Consider the following 15,732-nt stretch of genomic DNA (forward strand, 5'->3'; position numbering starts at 1 on the left):
TCCCATAGCATTATGCCGCGTCAGGCACGTTACGATGTGACCCTACGCGAGCGACCCGCATTAACGTGTGCGTTGCACAAATCAATGCTTTTCTGCGCCGGTGAAACGAAGGAATCACGCGACAGGGCGTTGTCTACTATAAAAGTTCAGTTAACGCCCAATGTTTCTGATGCATGGGCGATCAGGTTCAGCGTTACGGCCCAGGCGGCAACATTCTGTCGCAACTGCGTCGGATCGACCTTGTCCAGCGTATCGTCGGGCGTGTGATGCAGGTCAAAATAGCGGGTGCCATCCTGTTGCAGGTCGATCACCGGCACGCCGGCTTTGACCAGCGGCGCGATGTCGGCCCCACCGCCCGCTTCCTGCTTGCTGGCCCCGATGCCCAGCGGCGCAAGGGCCGCTGCGATGCGCGAGGCAAGCGCCTCATGCCCCTGCGGCAACTTGAAATCGACACGCCAGACGCGGTCGGCACCAAAATCCGACTCGATCGCGAGCGCATGTTTCTCCGCGCCATGCGCCTTATAATAGGCGCGCGCGCCGTCGCCGCCGACTTCTTCTGCGCCCGCCATCAGCACGCGGATGGTGCGGCGGGGCTGGCCCGCCTTGGCGACCTGCAACGCCGCTGCCGCCGCGATGCCGCAGCCAGTCGCGTCGTCAATCGCGCCGGTGCCCTGGTCCCAGCTGTCGAGATGGCAGGCCGCCACGACAATGCCAGCGCCAGGATCAGTGCCCGGAATCTCCGCGATGACATTGCCCGATGGCTGGTCCTTGAGCATTTTGGACGTCAGCGTCAGGTGCAGCTTTACCGGCTGTCCGCGCGTGATCACCCGCGCCAGTTGCTCGGCATCGGGGACCGAAAGCGCGGCAGCGGGAATCGGGGTCACGCCATCGGCCCACATCTGCACCCCGGTATGTGGCAGGCGGTGATGGTCCGTGCCGATCGAGCGGATCAATATGGCGATCGCGCCCTTTTTCGATGCGATGCTCGGTCCCTGCCGCCGCGCCGCGCCGAAATAGCCGTAGGAAGAGCCGTCCTGCGTCGCTGCCATATCGTGGCTGACGAAGGCGATCTTGCCCTTCACGCTGGCGGCTGGCGCGGCTTCCAGATCGGCGATGGTCGGGAAATAGACGACTTCGCCCTCTATCCCCTTGTCCGGGGTCGATCCGCTATTACCCAGCGCCGCCAGCACCAGATTTTGCGGGAAGGGGGAGAGGATTTTCGCCTCATCCCGACCGCGCACCCATACCGGCATTGTATAGGGTTCGGCGCGCACATTGCTGAACCCCAGCGCCTTGAGCTTTGCCACCGCCCAGTCGCGCGCGCGCGCTTCCTGCGGCGTGCCGGCCGGACGCGGGCCGACTTCGGTGGTCAACCCTTCGGTGAAGTCCCATGCGACATCATCCTTGAGCGCGGCGTCGCGAATCGAGGCGCTGTCTACCAGGGCGGCATGGGAGAGGGCGGGGGTGAGGAGGCTGCCAAGGAGGAGGGCGGCAAGCGTGCCCGATCGGATTTTCTGCATGGGTGAGAGCGTAGCGAGCCATCGCCCATTTGCCAATGCGTCCCGCCTCCGCTAACTCCGCGCCAAATCCTCTTATCCTACCGTTGGAGCTGCCCGAACATGTCCGCCTCCTCGCAATATGCCTATGTCATGAAGAACATGACCAAGAGCTTCCCCGGCGCTGCCAAGCCGGTGCTGAGCAACATCAACCTGCAATTTTATCGCGGGTCCAAGATCGGCATCGTCGGCCCGAACGGTGCGGGTAAATCGACCCTGATCAAGATCATGGCCGGTATCGACACCGATTTCACCGGCGAAGCCTGGCCGGGCGAGAATATCACGGTCGGCTATCTGGCGCAGGAGCCGCAGCTCGACCCGACCAAGACCGTGCTGGAAAATGTCAAGGACGGCGCGCGCGAGACCGCGGACAAGATGGATCGCTTCAACGAAATCAGCATGATCATGGCCGATCCGCCGGAGGACGTCGATTTCGACGCGCTGATGGAGGAAATGGGCACGTTGCAGGAGCAGATCGACGCGGTCGATGGCTGGACGCTCGACAATCAGCTGGAAATCGCGATGGAGGCACTGCGTTGCCCGCCGTCCGACTGGTCGGTGGAAAATCTGTCGGGTGGTGAAAAGCGCCGCATCGCGCTGACCCGGTTGCTGATCCAGAAGCCCGACATATTGCTGCTCGACGAACCGACCAACCATCTGGATGCCGAAAGCGTCACCTGGCTGGAAAATCATCTCAAGGAATATGCCGGGTCGGTCCTGATGATCACCCATGACCGCTATTTCCTCGACAATGTCGTGGGCTGGATCCTCGAACTCGATCGCGGCAAATATTTCCCTTACGAAGGCAATTACTCCACCTATCTGGAGAAGAAGGCCAAGCGTCTGGAGCAGGAGGACCGGGAGGCGTCCGGCCGCCAGAAGGCGATCAATGACGAGCTGGAATGGATCCGGGCCGGGACCAAGGGCCGCCAGACCAAGTCCAAGGCGCGTATCAAGAAGTTTGAGGAACTGGTCGCTGGCCAGAACAATCGCTCACCCGGCAAGGCGCAGATCGTCATCCAGGTGCCGGAGCGGTTGGGTGGCAAGGTCATCGAGTTCAAGAACATCAGCAAGGCCTTTGGCGACAAGCTGCTGTTCGAGGATCTGTCCTTCCTGCTGCCACCGGGCGGCATCGTCGGCGTCATCGGCCCGAACGGTGCGGGTAAATCGACCCTGTTCAAGCTGATCACCGGCCAGGAAAAGCCCGATTCGGGCGAGATCGACATCGGCACGACCGTGCGCCTGGGCTTTGTCGACCAGAGCCGCGATCATCTGGACGATAGCAAGAATGTCTGGGAAGAAGTGTCCGATGGCCTCGATTATGTGAAGGTCAACGGCCATGACATGTCGACGCGGGCCTATGTTGGCGCCTTCAACTTCAAGGGGCAGGACCAGCAGAAGAATGTCGGCAAGCTGTCGGGCGGCGAACGCAACCGCGTCCATATCGCCAAGATGCTGAAAAAGGGCGGCAACGTGCTGCTGCTCGACGAACCGACCAACGATCTGGACGTCGAAACGCTGGGCGCGCTGGAAGAAGCGATCGAAAATTTCGCGGGCTGCGCCGTGGTCATCAGCCATGACCGCTTCTTCCTCGATCGCCTCGCCACCCATATCCTTGCCTTCGAAGGCGACAGCCATGTCGAATGGTTCGAGGGGAATTTCGAGGCTTATGAGGAAGATAAGCGCCGCCGCCTGGGCGATGCAGCCGATCGCCCGACGCGACTGGCCTACAAGAAGCTGACCCGCTAATCTGACGCCACAGCCGGGCGGTTGCAAAAGTTGCAACTGCCCGGCAGCATTTCGCACTTGCGATATTAGCGCTAATATTTGAAAAGGGCGGTGCCTTTCAGGCATCCTCTCCTAGACTTTACAGGCCGGTCCTTCACAGGATCGGCCCTTTTTTTATGCAAGTTGCGCAGAGAGGCGTGGATCGCAGGAGCATAATATCTCCGCATCTCATTCTTCCGTTCGCCCTGAGCTTGTCGAAGGGGCGCATTTCTTGAAGAAGGACAAGGCTTCGACAAGCTCAGTCGGAACGGTGATCAGAGGCGCGCGCGGTCGCACTACCCCCAACATTAATTCACCCGCTTGATCCACACCTGACCGCCTTCGCGCGATTCGGTGATGAAGTTGGGGATGGCCTGCACCAGGTCGGACAGCCGCTTATAGCCATAGTTGCGCACGTCGAAGCTGGAGCGGTTGCCCGCCAATTGGCCCACCGACCCCAGCCGGACAAAGCCGCGCTCGTCGCGTTTGACCGAATCATAGGCGTCGATCAGCAGCTTGATGACTTCGGCATCCACGGCTTTCTTGACGACGGAGGCGGGTGCTGGAGCAGACGCAGCCGCAGGAGGCGCGGCTTTTGCGGGCGCGGTTTTTGCTTCGTCAGCTTTGGGCGCGCGCGCCGGGGCTGGCGCCTTGCTGGCGATCGGCTCTTCGGCCGCTGCCAGCGCCACCACGTCGATGAAGCGGGTACAGGCGCGGCGGAAACCCTCCGGCGAATTCATTCGGCCAAAGCCATAGACCGGGATGCCCTGCTGCCGGATGCGGGTGACGAGCGGGGTGAAATCGCTGTCGCTCGACATCAGTCCAAAGCCGCTGACCCGCCCGCTCGCCATCAGGTCCATGGCGTCGATCGTCATCTTCATGTCGGTCGCGTTCTTGCCCTTGGTCAGGTCGAACTGCTGCTGCGGTTCGATCGCCTGCGCGATCGACAGCGCAGCCCAGGTCTTGAGCGACGTCTTGCTCCAATTGCCATAGGCGCGGCGGATATTGACCGTACCCAGCTCCGCCAGCACGGTCATCACCGGGTCGAAATGGGCGGCCGACGCATTGTCGGCATCGATCAGCAGGGCGATATTGCCGCTCGGCGCGTCCAGTGACGTCATGCTATGTCCTTTCAGGCAGGCGTGAAAATGCCGCTCTGCTCATCCATGACATGCAGTTGGCCGTCGGAAATGGCAAAGAATGCGCCGATCAGTTTCAACTCGCCCTTGCGTTCCTTCGACCGGACACAGGGGAAGGTACGCAGGTTGGCCAGGCTCACCTTGACGCTTTCCTGCTCCATCGCCCGTTCGACGTCCCGGCTGCGATCGTCGCCATAGCGGGCAATCACCGTGTCGCGCGCGGGGTCCAGCAGTTCGATCCAACTATGGATGAAACCGCCTTCGCCCGGTTCGGCATCCTTCAGATCATGACTGAGCGCCGCCTTGCAACCTCCGCATTTGCCATGGCCCATGACGATGATTTCGCTGACCTGTAGCACCTGCACGGCAAATTCCAGCGCCGCCGATACGCCATGATGACCCGGCGTTGTCTCGAATGGCGGCACCAATGCAGCGACATTGCGGACGACGAAAATCTCGCCGGGGTTGGTGTCGAAGATCTGCGCGGGATCGACCCGGCTGTCGGAACAGGCGATGATCATAACCCTGGGGCTTTGCCCTTCGTTCAGTTCGTCCCATCGCGCCCGCTGCTGGGTCCAGCCGGTTTGGCGGAAGCGGCGATAGCCTTCGATCATATTGGAAAAATCAGCCATGCGCCGGTCTGTGCCGCACAATAAGGATGCTGGCAAGTATGGCGATATGGGGACTGGCAACTGGTGCGCTGGATCGCTATCTGGGGCGGATGAACGCAATCGCCCCGATCCCCCTGCCCGGTGACCCTGTCAAGCCGGAGCGCGCGCGCAAACCCGACTGGATTCGCGTCAAGGCACCGACCAGCCCTGCCTATCATGAGACGCGCAAGCTGATGCGCGACAAGGGGCTGAACACGGTGTGCGAGGAAGCGGCCTGCCCGAATATCGGCGAATGCTGGACCAAGAAGCACGCCACGGTGATGATCCTGGGCGATGTCTGCACGCGGGCCTGTGCCTTTTGCAACGTCAAGACCGGGATGCCGCGCAAGGTCGATGTCAACGAGCCGCAGAATCTGGCCGATGCCTGCGCTGAAATGGGGCTTGAACATATCGTCATCACCTCGGTCGATCGTGACGATCTGCCCGATGGCGGTGCGTCGCAATTCGTCAAGGTGATCGAGGCGCTGCGCCGCACCACACCCAATACGACGATCGAAATTCTGACGCCGGACTTCCGCAACAAGCATGAACGCGCGGTCGAGATGATCGTCACCGCGCGCCCCGACGTCTATAATCATAATCTGGAGACTGTGCCCCGTCTCTACCCCACCATCCGCCCCGGCGCGCGCTACTATGCCTCGCTACGGTTGCTGGAGTCGGTCAAGCGGCTCGACCCATCCATCTTCACCAAATCCGGCATCATGCTGGGGCTGGGTGAGGAGCGGCTGGAAGTGCATCAGGTGATGGATGACATGCGGTCGGCCGACATCGATTTTCTCACCATGGGCCAATATCTCCAGCCCACGCCCAAGCACGCCAAGGTGATCGAGTTCGTCACGCCTGCCGCGTTCAACGCCTATGCCGCGATTGCGCGGGCCAAGGGCTTCCTGCAAGTGGCGTCCAGTCCGCTCACTCGGTCGAGCTATCATGCGGGCGCGGATTTCGCCGAAATGCGCGCCGCGCGTGAGGCGAAGCTGGCCAAGGCTGCCCGGTAAATCCATGCACCGGCATGAAGAGACCCGGCATCTGCCCTACAGCCCGACCCAGATGTTCGATCTGGTGGCGGATGTCGCGCGCTACCCCGAATTTTTGCCCTGGATCAGCGCGATCCGGGTGCGGTCGAACAGCGACACGGAAATGGTCGCCGACATGATCGTGGGGTTCAAGGGGATCAAGGAAAGCTTCACGTCCCGCGTCCACAAGCATCGACCCGACCATGTCCGGGTCGATTATCTCGACGGCCCTTTGAAGCATCTGCACAATGAATGGCGCTTCCGCGATGACGGGCAGGGGGGGGTGCTGGTGGATTTCGAGGTCGAATTCGCCTTCAAAAATCGCCTGTTCGAGATGCTGGCGGGCCAGATGTTCGACAAGGCGCTGCGCAAGATGATCGGCGCGTTCGAAACCCGCGCTGGGCAGCTTTATGCGCCGGGCGAGTCGGGCAGCAGCAGTTCGAGCGCGCAGAGCGCCGCCTGAAGCCGCACGCCGCCCCGGCCGTCATTGTCGAAATGCCGCATGTCCGCGACGATCTTGTCGGGGCTGGCTCCGCGTTCGGCGCGGGCGAACACGACGGTGCCGACCGGCTTCTGCTCGGTGCCGCCACCTGGCCCGGCGATCCCGGTGATGGCGACAGCGACATGGGCATGGCTTTTGAGCAGCGCACCCTGCGCCATGGCCCAGGCCGTGGCGATGGATACTGCGCCGAAGGTTTCCAGCACATCATGCGAAACCTTCAGAAGTTCCGCTTTCATATCATTGGAATAGGTAACGAATCCGGCCTCGAACACGTCGGATGAGCCCGCGATTTCGGTGAGCGCGGCGGACACCAGCCCCCCGGTGCAGCTTTCGGCGACGGCGATGGTCCGCCCGGCGCGGCGATTGGCGATGATGACCCGGTCGGCAAGTTCGACCAGGATGGTGGGGAGGATGCTGTCTGGCATGGGATCAGGATAGCGCGGGAAGGGAGAGGGTGGCAACCGCTTGTGCCGCAATACCTTCGCGCCGCCCGGCAAAGCCCAGTCGCTCGGTGGTGGTTGCCTTCACGCTGACCCGGTCGATCGGCATGTTCAGTATCTCTGCGATGCGCGCCCGCATGGCGTCACGATGCGGGCCGATCTTGGGCGCTTCGCAGATGATGGTCAGGTCAATATGGTCGATCGTGCCGCCGCGCGCCGCAACCCGGTCACCGGCATAGGCCAGGAACCGGTCGGACGAAGCGCCACGCCATTGCGGGTCGGATGGTGGGAAATGGCTGCCAATGTCGCCCTCCGCCAGTGCCCCCAGCAGCGCATCGACGATCGCGTGGAGCGCCACGTCGGCATCGCTATGCCCTGCGAGGCCACGATCATGAGGGACCAGCACGCCGCCCAGCCATAATTCCTCATCCGGGGCGAGGCGATGGACGTCATAGCCCATGCCGACGCGCACCGTGCGGGCGCTCGCCAGCCTAGCCTCGGCGCGGGCAAAATCCTGTGGATAGGTCAATTTTTCCAGTCCCTCGTCGCCTGCAACCAAGATGACGTCATGGCCCCAGCCTTTCAAAATCTGCGCATCGTCCGTCGCTTCGCGGCCCTCGTCCCAGCCACGATGCGCCGCCAGGATCGTATCGAAGCGGAAGGCCTGCGGCGTCTGCACCCGGAACAGCCCGTCGCGCGCCACGCCTTCGCCCATCGCTCCGTCCGCACCGCGCACTAGCGTGTCGGCGACCGGCACCACCGGGATCGCGCCCTGCGCACCGTCCAACGCTGCCAGCAACCGGTCCACCACCGCACCCGGCAGGAAGGGCCGCGCCGCATCATGGATCAGCACCCGGTCGGCGCCACCCGCCGCCGCAATCGCCTCCAGCCCCGCGCGCACCGATCTGCGCCGACTGTCCGCGCCCCGCGTCACCCCGGCAATCGCGCGATCACCCAACAGCGCGCGCACCTGCGCCTCCTGCCCGACACCGATGACCAGATGGATTGCGTCAATGCCCTCATGCGCCGCCAGAGCGTCCACCGCATGGGCAATCACCGCCGTGCCGCCAACGGTGCGGAACTGCTTGGGAATGTCGCCGCCCGCGCGGCTGCCGGTGCCAGCGGCGACCAGCAGGGCTACGGTCCTGTGCCTGTTATCAGTCATGGCGCGGGGCATAGACGCTTGAGCGGACCCCCGCCAGACCCCTTCGCTTGCCCCGCAGGCCAATAACCGCTATGGGCTGCCTGTTTTTTAGGCAGTATCGTTCGAGTATCATGCGCAGGCTTTCCCCCATTTCCATCGGTCCGCTGACGATCGACATGCCCGTCGTGCTGGCGCCGATGACCGGCGTCACTGACATGCCGTTCCGTACGCTGGTGCGCCGCTATGGCTGCGGCCTCAACGTGACAGAGATGATCGCGACCGCCGCGATGATCCGCGAAACGCGCCAGTCGCTGCAAAAGGCCGCTTGGCATCCGCTGGAAGAACCGGTGTCGATGCAGCTGGCAGGTTGTTCGCCCGCCGAAATGGCCGATGCGGCTAAGCTGAATGCTGATCGCGGCGCGGCGATCATCGACATCAATATGGGCTGCCCGGTCAAGAAGGTGGTCAATGGTGACGCGGGCAGCGCGCTGATGCGTGACCTGCCGCTGGCCGCTGCGCTGATCAAGGCGACGGTCGAGGCGGTGGATGTGCCTGTCACCGTCAAGATGCGGATGGGCTGGGACCATAGTAGCCTCAATGCGCCGGAACTGGCGCATATTGCCGAGGATCTGGGCGCGAAGCTGATCACCGTTCATGGCCGCACCCGATGCCAGATGTATAAGGGGTCGGCGGACTGGGGCTTCATCCGCTCGGTCAAGGATGCGGTCAAGCTGCCGGTCATCGCCAATGGCGACATCTGCTCGATCGAGGACGCTGATATGGCGCTGGAACAGAGCGGTGCGGACGGGGTGATGATCGGGCGTGGTGCTTATGGCCGTCCTTGGCTGATCAGTCAGGTCATGGCCTGGCTGGACCGGGGCGAGCGCGTGCCGGACCCGTCGCTGGAAGAACAATATAACGTGATCATAGAGCATTATAACGCAATGCTCGATCATTATGATAATTATACAGGGGTCAATATGGCCCGCAAGCATATCGGCTGGTACACCAAGGGCCTGACCGGATCGGCCGAGTTCCGCCATGCGGTCAATCAGGAGCCGGATGCTGACAAGGTGCTGGATATGCTGGCGCGCTTCTACGAACCGCTGATTGCGGGCGAGGCGGAGCCGGTGGACGCGCGCCAGGCGGCATGAGCGGCACGCTGCCGCTGGTGCCGCCGCTACGGATGCAGCAGGACGGACCATCGCTGGCCGAACAGATGACCGCGCTGCCGGTGGCGACTTTGGTGGTTCGGCCCGACAACAGCATTGCCGAAGCCAATGTTAAGGCCGAAACCCTGCTGAACATGGCCCGGTCCGCCATCGTCGGCAGCGATGTCGCGCGCACCATCCGTATCGCAGAGGCGGGCGCGCGCTTCGACATCTGGCACAGCCAGAAGCCGATCGCCGCCTATGATATCAAGGTCCATGCCGGGCGCACCGCCGAAATGGAGGTCGACCTGATGATCGCGCCGATCGTCGATCATGATGGCTGGCGCGTCGTGTCGCTCCATGCGCAGAGCCAGGCGCGCAAGATTGGTCATCGCGGCACGTCGGGCGGCGCGCGCTCCGCGATGGGCGCGGCGGCGATATTGGCGCATGAGATCAAGAATCCGTTGTCGGGCATACGCGGCGCGGCGCAACTGCTGGAAGGCGGGCAGGGCGGGCGCGACGCCGCGCTGACCCAGTTGATCTGTAACGAAGTCGATCGCATCGCCGCGCTGATCGACCGGATGCAGGATTTTACCACCGACCGGACGCTGGAATGCCACCCCGGCAATATCTATCCGCTGATCGACCGGGCGGCCGACATTGCTGCGGCGGGTTTTGCCAAACATATCCGTATTATAAAGCGTTATGATCCATCCTTGCCATTTGCCATCATCAATGAAGATGCGCTGGTGCAGGTGATGATCAACCTGCTCAAAAATGCGGCGGAGGCGCTGGAGCATGTCGCCAAGCCCCGCATCCGCGTCGAAACCGCTTTCCGCCATGGTGTGTCGGTCATGGTCGGCGGTGGCAAGGGCAGCGCGGTGCTGCCAATCGAAATCGTCGTGGTCGACAATGGGCCGGGCGTGCCGGAGCATATTCTGGACCATCTCTTCAACCCCTTCATCACCGGCAAGCGCGACGGGCAGGGGCTGGGGCTGGCGCTGGTGGACAAGCTGGTCCGCGACATGAACGGATTTGTACAATATGCGCGCGATGCGGAGGCGGGCGAATCCACCTTCCGCATATTGCTGCCGATGGGGATGGGTTGATGGCCGCGACAGGGACCGTGCTGGTGGTTGATGATGATCCCGCCATCTGCGTGGTGGTGGGCGAAGCGCTGCGGCGGCAGGGGCATAAGGTCAAGACCGCCGGGTCGATCCGGGAGCGCGCCGCGCTGATGGACAGTTTTACCCCCGATGTGCTGATCACCGACGTCATGCTGCCTGACGGCGATGGGCTGGAGGGGGTGGCCGACATCATCGCCGCCCGCCCGGCGCTCAGCGTCATCATATTGTCGGCGCAGAACACGCTGAACACCGCGATCCGCGCGACCGAAAAGGGCGCGTTTGAATATCTGCCCAAGCCATTCGACCTCAACGAATTGACCCGCGCCGTATCCGACGCGATGGGCACCCGGCTTGCGGCGAATGGAGAGGTGGAGGAGGGTGCTCTGCCCCATGACGGGCTGCCGCTCGTTGGGCGATCGCCCGCGATGCAGGAAGTCTATCGCACCATCGCCCGCGTGCTGTCGAACGACCTGTCGATCCTGGTGCTGGGCGAATCCGGCACGGGCAAGGAACTGGTGGCCGAAGCGATCCACAGCCTGGGCCAGCGCCGTACCAAGCCCTTCGTTGCGATTAACATGGCGGCGATTCCGCGCGAACTGATCGAAGCAGAACTATTTGGTTATGAAAAGGGCGCCTTCACTGGAGCCCATGCTCGGACTGCTGGTAAATTCGAGCAGGCGCAGGGCGGCACGCTGTTCCTGGACGAAATTGGCGACATGCCGATGGAGGCGCAGACCCGGCTGCTGCGGGTGCTGCAATCGGGGGAAGTCACCACCGTGGGCGGCTCCAAACCCGTCCGGGTCAATGTCAGGATTATCGCCGCCACCAACAAGCATCTGCCCCAGTTGATCGAGGAAAACCGGTTCCGGCAGGATCTCTATTATCGCCTGAATGTCGTGCCGATTGCCCTGCCCGCACTGCGCGAACGGCGGGAGGATGTGATCCTGCTCGCCCGTCATTTTCTGGAACGCGCCGCACAGGAAGGACTGCCGCGCAAGACGCTGGCGGACGACGCGACCCAGTTGCTGATGGTCTATCACTGGCCCGGCAATGTCCGTGAATTGCAGAATATGATGCAGCGCTTGGCCGTGCTGAGCCGCGAAAATGTCATCACCGGCGAAATCCTGCGTAACATGCTGCCGATGGATGCGGTCCCGGCGGACTATGCCGCGCCCGCTGATCAATTAGCCCATGCCGTACGTGACTGGGCGAAGCGGCAATTGGGCATCGGCATCGGCCAGCCCAACCGCAACCTGCATGACGATCTGCTGGCGGTGATCGAGCCGATCCTGTTGCAGGAGGTGCTGGCCACCGTCGATGGCAACCAGATCCGCGCCGCCGGGCTGCTCGGCATCAACCGCAATACGTTGCGCAAGAAACTGACCGATTATGGCCTGGACCCCCTGCAATTGCGTCTGACCGATTGATTGAGATCCGCGCTACGCGGGACGAACCGACGGTCTGGATCGACCAGTAACAGCAGATGCGACAAATACTGTGTTTGATCGGGCACGGGGTTGTTGTAACAAAGCCACTATGAGCGGCGCGACTACTATTTCCCGGCGAGTGCCGGCATGGCGGAAGCACCTGCCGCCTTTCCTGCGCCGACGGCGTCTGGCTGCCCTTGTCGAAGCGTTGACGCTGGGGCTGTTTGTGGGCATGGCGGTGCTGACCTATCGGCTCGTATCCAGTAGTGGCCAGTCCTACGCGCTGCTGACCCCGCCGATCGTCGCGCTCCTGCTGGTTGCAAACCTTGTTCCTGCTATCGCCTTGCTGGTGCTTTTGGGGCGGCGGGTGGCCAAGCGCCGTGCGGCGGCGTCGGCCATTGGCAGCGATGGCCAGTTGCACGTCCGGCTGGTCGCGATCTTCTCGATCGTCGCCAGCGTGCCGATGCTGCTGGTCGTTATCTTCGCGTCCCTGCTGTTTCAATATGGTGTGCAGTTCTGGTTTTCCGACAGCGCGCGCGGGATGCTCCAGAATGCCAGCGATCTGGCGCGCGGCTATTATGAGCAGAATCTGCGCGAGGTTGGCGACGAAACCGTCACCATGGCCAGCGATCTGCGCGACTATCTGGCCCAGTCGAAGGTCAACAGCCCGCGCTTTGCCGAAGGCTTCATCTATCAGGTCGTGACCCGCAAGCTTAACCGATCTGCCATCATCGAAGTCGGCAAGGATGGCGTCGCCCGCACTGCCGCCACGGTCGACCCGGAAAACCGCCCCGCCGCGCAAATGCTGACCGCCGCTGTGGTCAAGCGGCTGAACGCGGGCGAAAATGTCGTCGTTCAGGCCAAGCCGCAGCAGATCGAGGCGGTGACTTTGCTGTATCCGGGGTCGAAAATCTATCTCTACGCCACACGCGATTCGGGGTCATGGGCGTTCAGCAATGTCGAGCGCGCGCAGAAGGTGATCGCCGATTATGATGTGTTTTCGGCGCAATCGCGGGCGTTGCAACTCCGCTTCAACATCGCCCTGTTTGTGGGATCGCTGCTGCTGGTCGGCATCGCCGTCTATATCGCGCTGGCCGTGGCCGACTGGATGGTGCGCCCGGTCAATGAACTGGTGACGGCGGCGCGGCGGATCACCGCGGGCGACCTGTCGGCGCGGGTGACCAGTCCGCTCGCCCGTGACGAGATCGGCACGCTCGCCTCCGCCTTCAACCGCATGACCCAAAGGCTGGAGGCGCAGACCGGCGCGCTGGTCGCCGCCAACAGCCAGCTGGACGAGCGCCGCGCCTTTATCGAGGCGATCCTGTCGGGCGTGACGGCTGGCGTCCTGTCTGTGGATCGCAAGGGCGTGATCCAGTTGCTCAACCGCTCCGCCGCCGCCATTTTGGTGGAGGAGGGCGACGATCCGGTCGGCCGCCTGCTGACCGACGTATCCGCAGAACTGGCGGATCTGATCGCATCGGATGAGAGCGCGGGCATCGTGCAGGTCCGCGCCCATGGCGACCTGCGCACGTTGGCGGTCAAGGTGTCGGACGATGCGTCGGGGCATATCCTGACCTTCGATGATATCACCCAGCAACTGTCGGATCAGCGCCGCGCCGCCTGGTCCGATGTCGCCCGCCGGATCGCGCATGAGATCAAGAACCCGCTGACCCCGATCCAACTGGCCGCCGAACGGCTCCAGCGCCGCTATGCCGACGAAATCACCAGCGACCGGCCGACCTTCACCCGGCTGACCGGCACGATCGTCCGGCAGGTAGGCGACCTGCGCCGCATCGTCGATGAATTCTCCTCCTTCGCGCGGATGCCGAAGCCCGTGTTCAGGCGCGAGACGGTGGGCGACATTGCCCGCCATGCGCTGTTCCTGCATGAGGTCGCGCATCCCGATATCCGCTTCGATTATCACGCCGACATCCCCGATCTGGAACTGGTCTGTGACCGGCGGCAATTGGGGCAGGCTTTGACGAATATCGTTAAAAATGCGGTCGAAGCCATTGAACCCAAGCCGGAACCGGCAGAGGGCGAAGCGCGCGGTCATGTGTCCATGCGGGTTGCCCAGATGGGCGACGATCTGGTTATCACCGTGCGCGATGACGGCATCGGCCTGCCCCCGGAACGGGACCGGATATTGGAACCTTATATGACGACGCGGACCAAGGGGACGGGTCTGGGCCTCGCCATCGTCAAGAAGATTGTCGAGGAGCATCTGGGGGAAATTCGCTTCGATGACGCGCAGGGTGGCGGCGCATCGGTAACATTGCGTTTTGCTGCGGCGGCGCTGGAAAAATTGGAAGAAGGGCAGGTTATTGCCATGCCCAAAGGAAAAGTGACGGCCAATGGCGCTTGATATTCTGATAGTCGACGATGAAGAGGATATTCGCGATCTGGTCGCGGGTGTGCTGGAAGATGAGGGCTTCACCACCCGCACCGCCGCCAACAGCGACAGCGCGATCGAGGCGCTGGATTCGCGCCGTCCCTCGCTCGTCCTGCTCGACGTGTGGTTGCAGGGATCGCGCATGGATGGCCTGGAGCTGCTGGACGAGATCAAGCGGCGCGATCCGACCATTCCCGTGCTGATGATATCCGGCCATGGCAATATCGACACAGCCGTCGCCGCGATCCGCAAGGGAGCCGCCGACTTCATCGAAAAGCCGTTCGAGGCCGACCGGCTCATCCACCTCGTGTCGCGCGCGACCGAGACGGAGCGGTTGCGGCGCGAAAATCAGGTGCTGCGTGCCCGGTTCGGGCAGGATGATGAGCTGACCGGCACATCGGCGGCGGTCAATGGCGTGCGCGCCACGATCAAGAAGGTTGCGGGGACTGGCAGCCGTGTCCTTATTTCCGGCCCGGCGGGCGTGGGCAAGGAAGTCGCCGCGCGGATGCTCCACAGCTGGAGCGGCCGCGCTGATTCTCCCTTCATCATCGTCGCCGCCGCCCGCATGGACCCGGACCGGGTCGAGGAGGAACTGTTCGGTCTGGAGGATCAGAGCGGTCTGGTGCGTCCCGGCTATCTGGAACAGGCGCATGGCGGCACCCTCTATATCGACGAAGTCGCCGACATGCCGATCACGACGCAGGGCAAGATATTGCGCGTCCTGACCGACCAGAGCTTCACCCGCGTCGGCGGCCAGCGCCAGGTCAAGGTCGATGTCCGGGTCATCTCCTCGACCGCGCGCGACCTGTCGACCGAGATTGAGGAACGGCGCTTCCGCGAGGATCTTTTCTATCGCCTCAACGTCGTGCCGCTGGTCATTCCGCCCTTGTCCGAACGGCGCGACGATATTCCGCCGCTGGTCGAACATTATCTCGCCCGTTTCGCGGCTGAACGCCGTGTGCCCCCGCCAGATATGGCGAGCGACGCCATGGCGGCGCTGCAAGCCAATGAGTGGCCCGGTAATGTCCGGCAACTGCGCAATGTCATCGAACGCACGATGATTTTGGCACCGGGTGATCGCATCGGCCGGATCGAACTGGACATGCTGCCCGCTGAACTGACCAGCAGCGGCGGCGGCGAAGGCATGGGCCAGTCGGCCATCATGGGCGCGCCGCTACGGGAGGCGCGGGAGAGTTTCGAGCGGGAATATCTGCGCATCCAGATCCGTCGGTTTTCCGGCAATATTTCGCGCACGGCGACCTTCATCGGCATGGAACGGTCCGCATTGCACCGCAAACTCAAGCTGCTGGGGATCACCGACGGCAAGGAATAGGAAGGCGATCAGAGGCGTTCCATTCCCCATGGACGCCCCTTAGCAATTGCGATACGATTATCTCTGCCCC

13 protein-coding genes are annotated in these 15,732 nt (G+C 62.8%); 8 read left to right on the forward strand and 5 right to left on the reverse strand.

Features of this window, described 5'->3' with window-relative positions:
• Positions 1–146: 146 nt before the first annotated feature.
• The gene (locus KRZ98_RS03185; RefSeq protein WP_217672191.1) at positions 147–1,520 is read right to left on the reverse strand and encodes a M20/M25/M40 family metallo-hydrolase; all 1,374 of its coding nucleotides are present in this window, start codon (positions 1,518–1,520) and stop codon (positions 147–149) included.
• A 99-nt stretch (positions 1,521–1,619) separates the two neighbouring features.
• Between KRZ98_RS03185 and ettA the strand changes: the two genes are divergently transcribed.
• A complete protein-coding gene (ettA, locus tag KRZ98_RS03190; RefSeq protein ID WP_217672192.1) occupies positions 1,620–3,305 on the forward strand; it encodes an energy-dependent translational throttle protein EttA in 1,686 nt (561 codons plus the stop codon).
• Between the two features lie 326 nt (positions 3,306–3,631).
• Here the strand turns inward: ettA and KRZ98_RS03195 are convergent, their stop codons facing one another.
• Positions 3,632–4,444, reverse strand: a complete 813-nt coding sequence (locus KRZ98_RS03195) for an NYN domain-containing protein (RefSeq protein WP_217672193.1) — start codon at positions 4,442–4,444, stop codon at positions 3,632–3,634.
• Between the two features lie 11 nt (positions 4,445–4,455).
• A complete protein-coding gene (locus KRZ98_RS03200; protein ID WP_217672194.1) occupies positions 4,456–5,094 on the reverse strand; it encodes a carbonic anhydrase in 639 nt (212 codons plus the stop codon).
• Between the two features lie 38 nt (positions 5,095–5,132).
• Here KRZ98_RS03200 and lipA point away from each other — a divergent pair, with 38 nt between their 5' ends.
• Both lipA and KRZ98_RS03210 read left to right on the forward strand, forming a co-directional pair.
• On the forward strand, positions 5,133–6,128 hold the full coding sequence (gene lipA, locus KRZ98_RS03205) for a lipoyl synthase (RefSeq protein ID WP_217672195.1): 996 nt from the start codon (positions 5,133–5,135) through the stop codon (positions 6,126–6,128).
• 4 nt (positions 6,129–6,132) lie between these two features.
• Positions 6,133–6,609: a type II toxin-antitoxin system RatA family toxin gene (locus KRZ98_RS03210; protein ID WP_217672196.1), complete on the forward strand. Its 477-nt coding sequence runs from the start codon at positions 6,133–6,135 to the stop codon at positions 6,607–6,609.
• Here KRZ98_RS03210 and KRZ98_RS03215 read toward each other — a convergent pair.
• On the reverse strand, positions 6,555–7,073 hold the full coding sequence (locus KRZ98_RS03215; protein WP_217672197.1) for a CinA family protein: 519 nt from the start codon (positions 7,071–7,073) through the stop codon (positions 6,555–6,557). The two genes, KRZ98_RS03210 and KRZ98_RS03215, sit on opposite strands and share 55 nt — an antisense overlap.
• 4 nt (positions 7,074–7,077) lie before the next feature.
• Complete coding sequence (locus tag KRZ98_RS03220; protein WP_217672198.1) at positions 7,078–8,265, reverse strand: bifunctional 2-C-methyl-D-erythritol 4-phosphate cytidylyltransferase/2-C-methyl-D-erythritol 2,4-cyclodiphosphate synthase; 1,188 nt, start codon at positions 8,263–8,265, stop codon at positions 7,078–7,080.
• Between the two features lie 98 nt (positions 8,266–8,363).
• Between KRZ98_RS03220 and dusB the strand changes: the two genes are divergently transcribed.
• The 5 genes from dusB (at position 8,364) to KRZ98_RS03245 (ending at position 15,662) form a co-directional block, all read left to right on the forward strand.
• A complete protein-coding gene (dusB, locus tag KRZ98_RS03225; RefSeq protein WP_217672199.1) occupies positions 8,364–9,386 on the forward strand; it encodes a tRNA dihydrouridine synthase DusB in 1,023 nt (340 codons plus the stop codon).
• Entirely contained in the window at positions 9,383–10,492 is a 1,110-nt protein-coding gene (locus tag KRZ98_RS03230) for a nitrogen regulation protein NR(II) (protein ID WP_217672200.1), read from the forward strand. The genes dusB and KRZ98_RS03230 overlap by 4 nt, the downstream gene beginning before the upstream one ends.
• Positions 10,492–11,937, forward strand: coding sequence for a nitrogen regulation protein NR(I) (gene ntrC / locus KRZ98_RS03235; RefSeq protein WP_217672201.1), 1,446 nt, complete (start codon positions 10,492–10,494; stop codon positions 11,935–11,937). The genes KRZ98_RS03230 and ntrC overlap by 1 nt, the downstream gene beginning before the upstream one ends.
• Before the next feature lie 109 nt (positions 11,938–12,046).
• Complete coding sequence (locus KRZ98_RS03240) at positions 12,047–14,302, forward strand: ATP-binding protein (protein ID WP_217672202.1); 2,256 nt, start codon at positions 12,047–12,049, stop codon at positions 14,300–14,302.
• Entirely contained in the window at positions 14,292–15,662 is a 1,371-nt protein-coding gene (locus KRZ98_RS03245) for a sigma-54 dependent transcriptional regulator (RefSeq protein WP_006960543.1), read from the forward strand. Before KRZ98_RS03240 ends, KRZ98_RS03245 begins: the two co-directional genes overlap by 11 nt.
• The last annotated feature ends 70 nt before the right edge of the window (positions 15,663–15,732 follow it).

Source organism: Sphingobium sp. AS12 (genome assembly GCF_019097845.1).
In the GTDB taxonomy this organism is placed as follows: Bacteria; Pseudomonadota; Alphaproteobacteria; order Sphingomonadales; family Sphingomonadaceae; genus Sphingobium.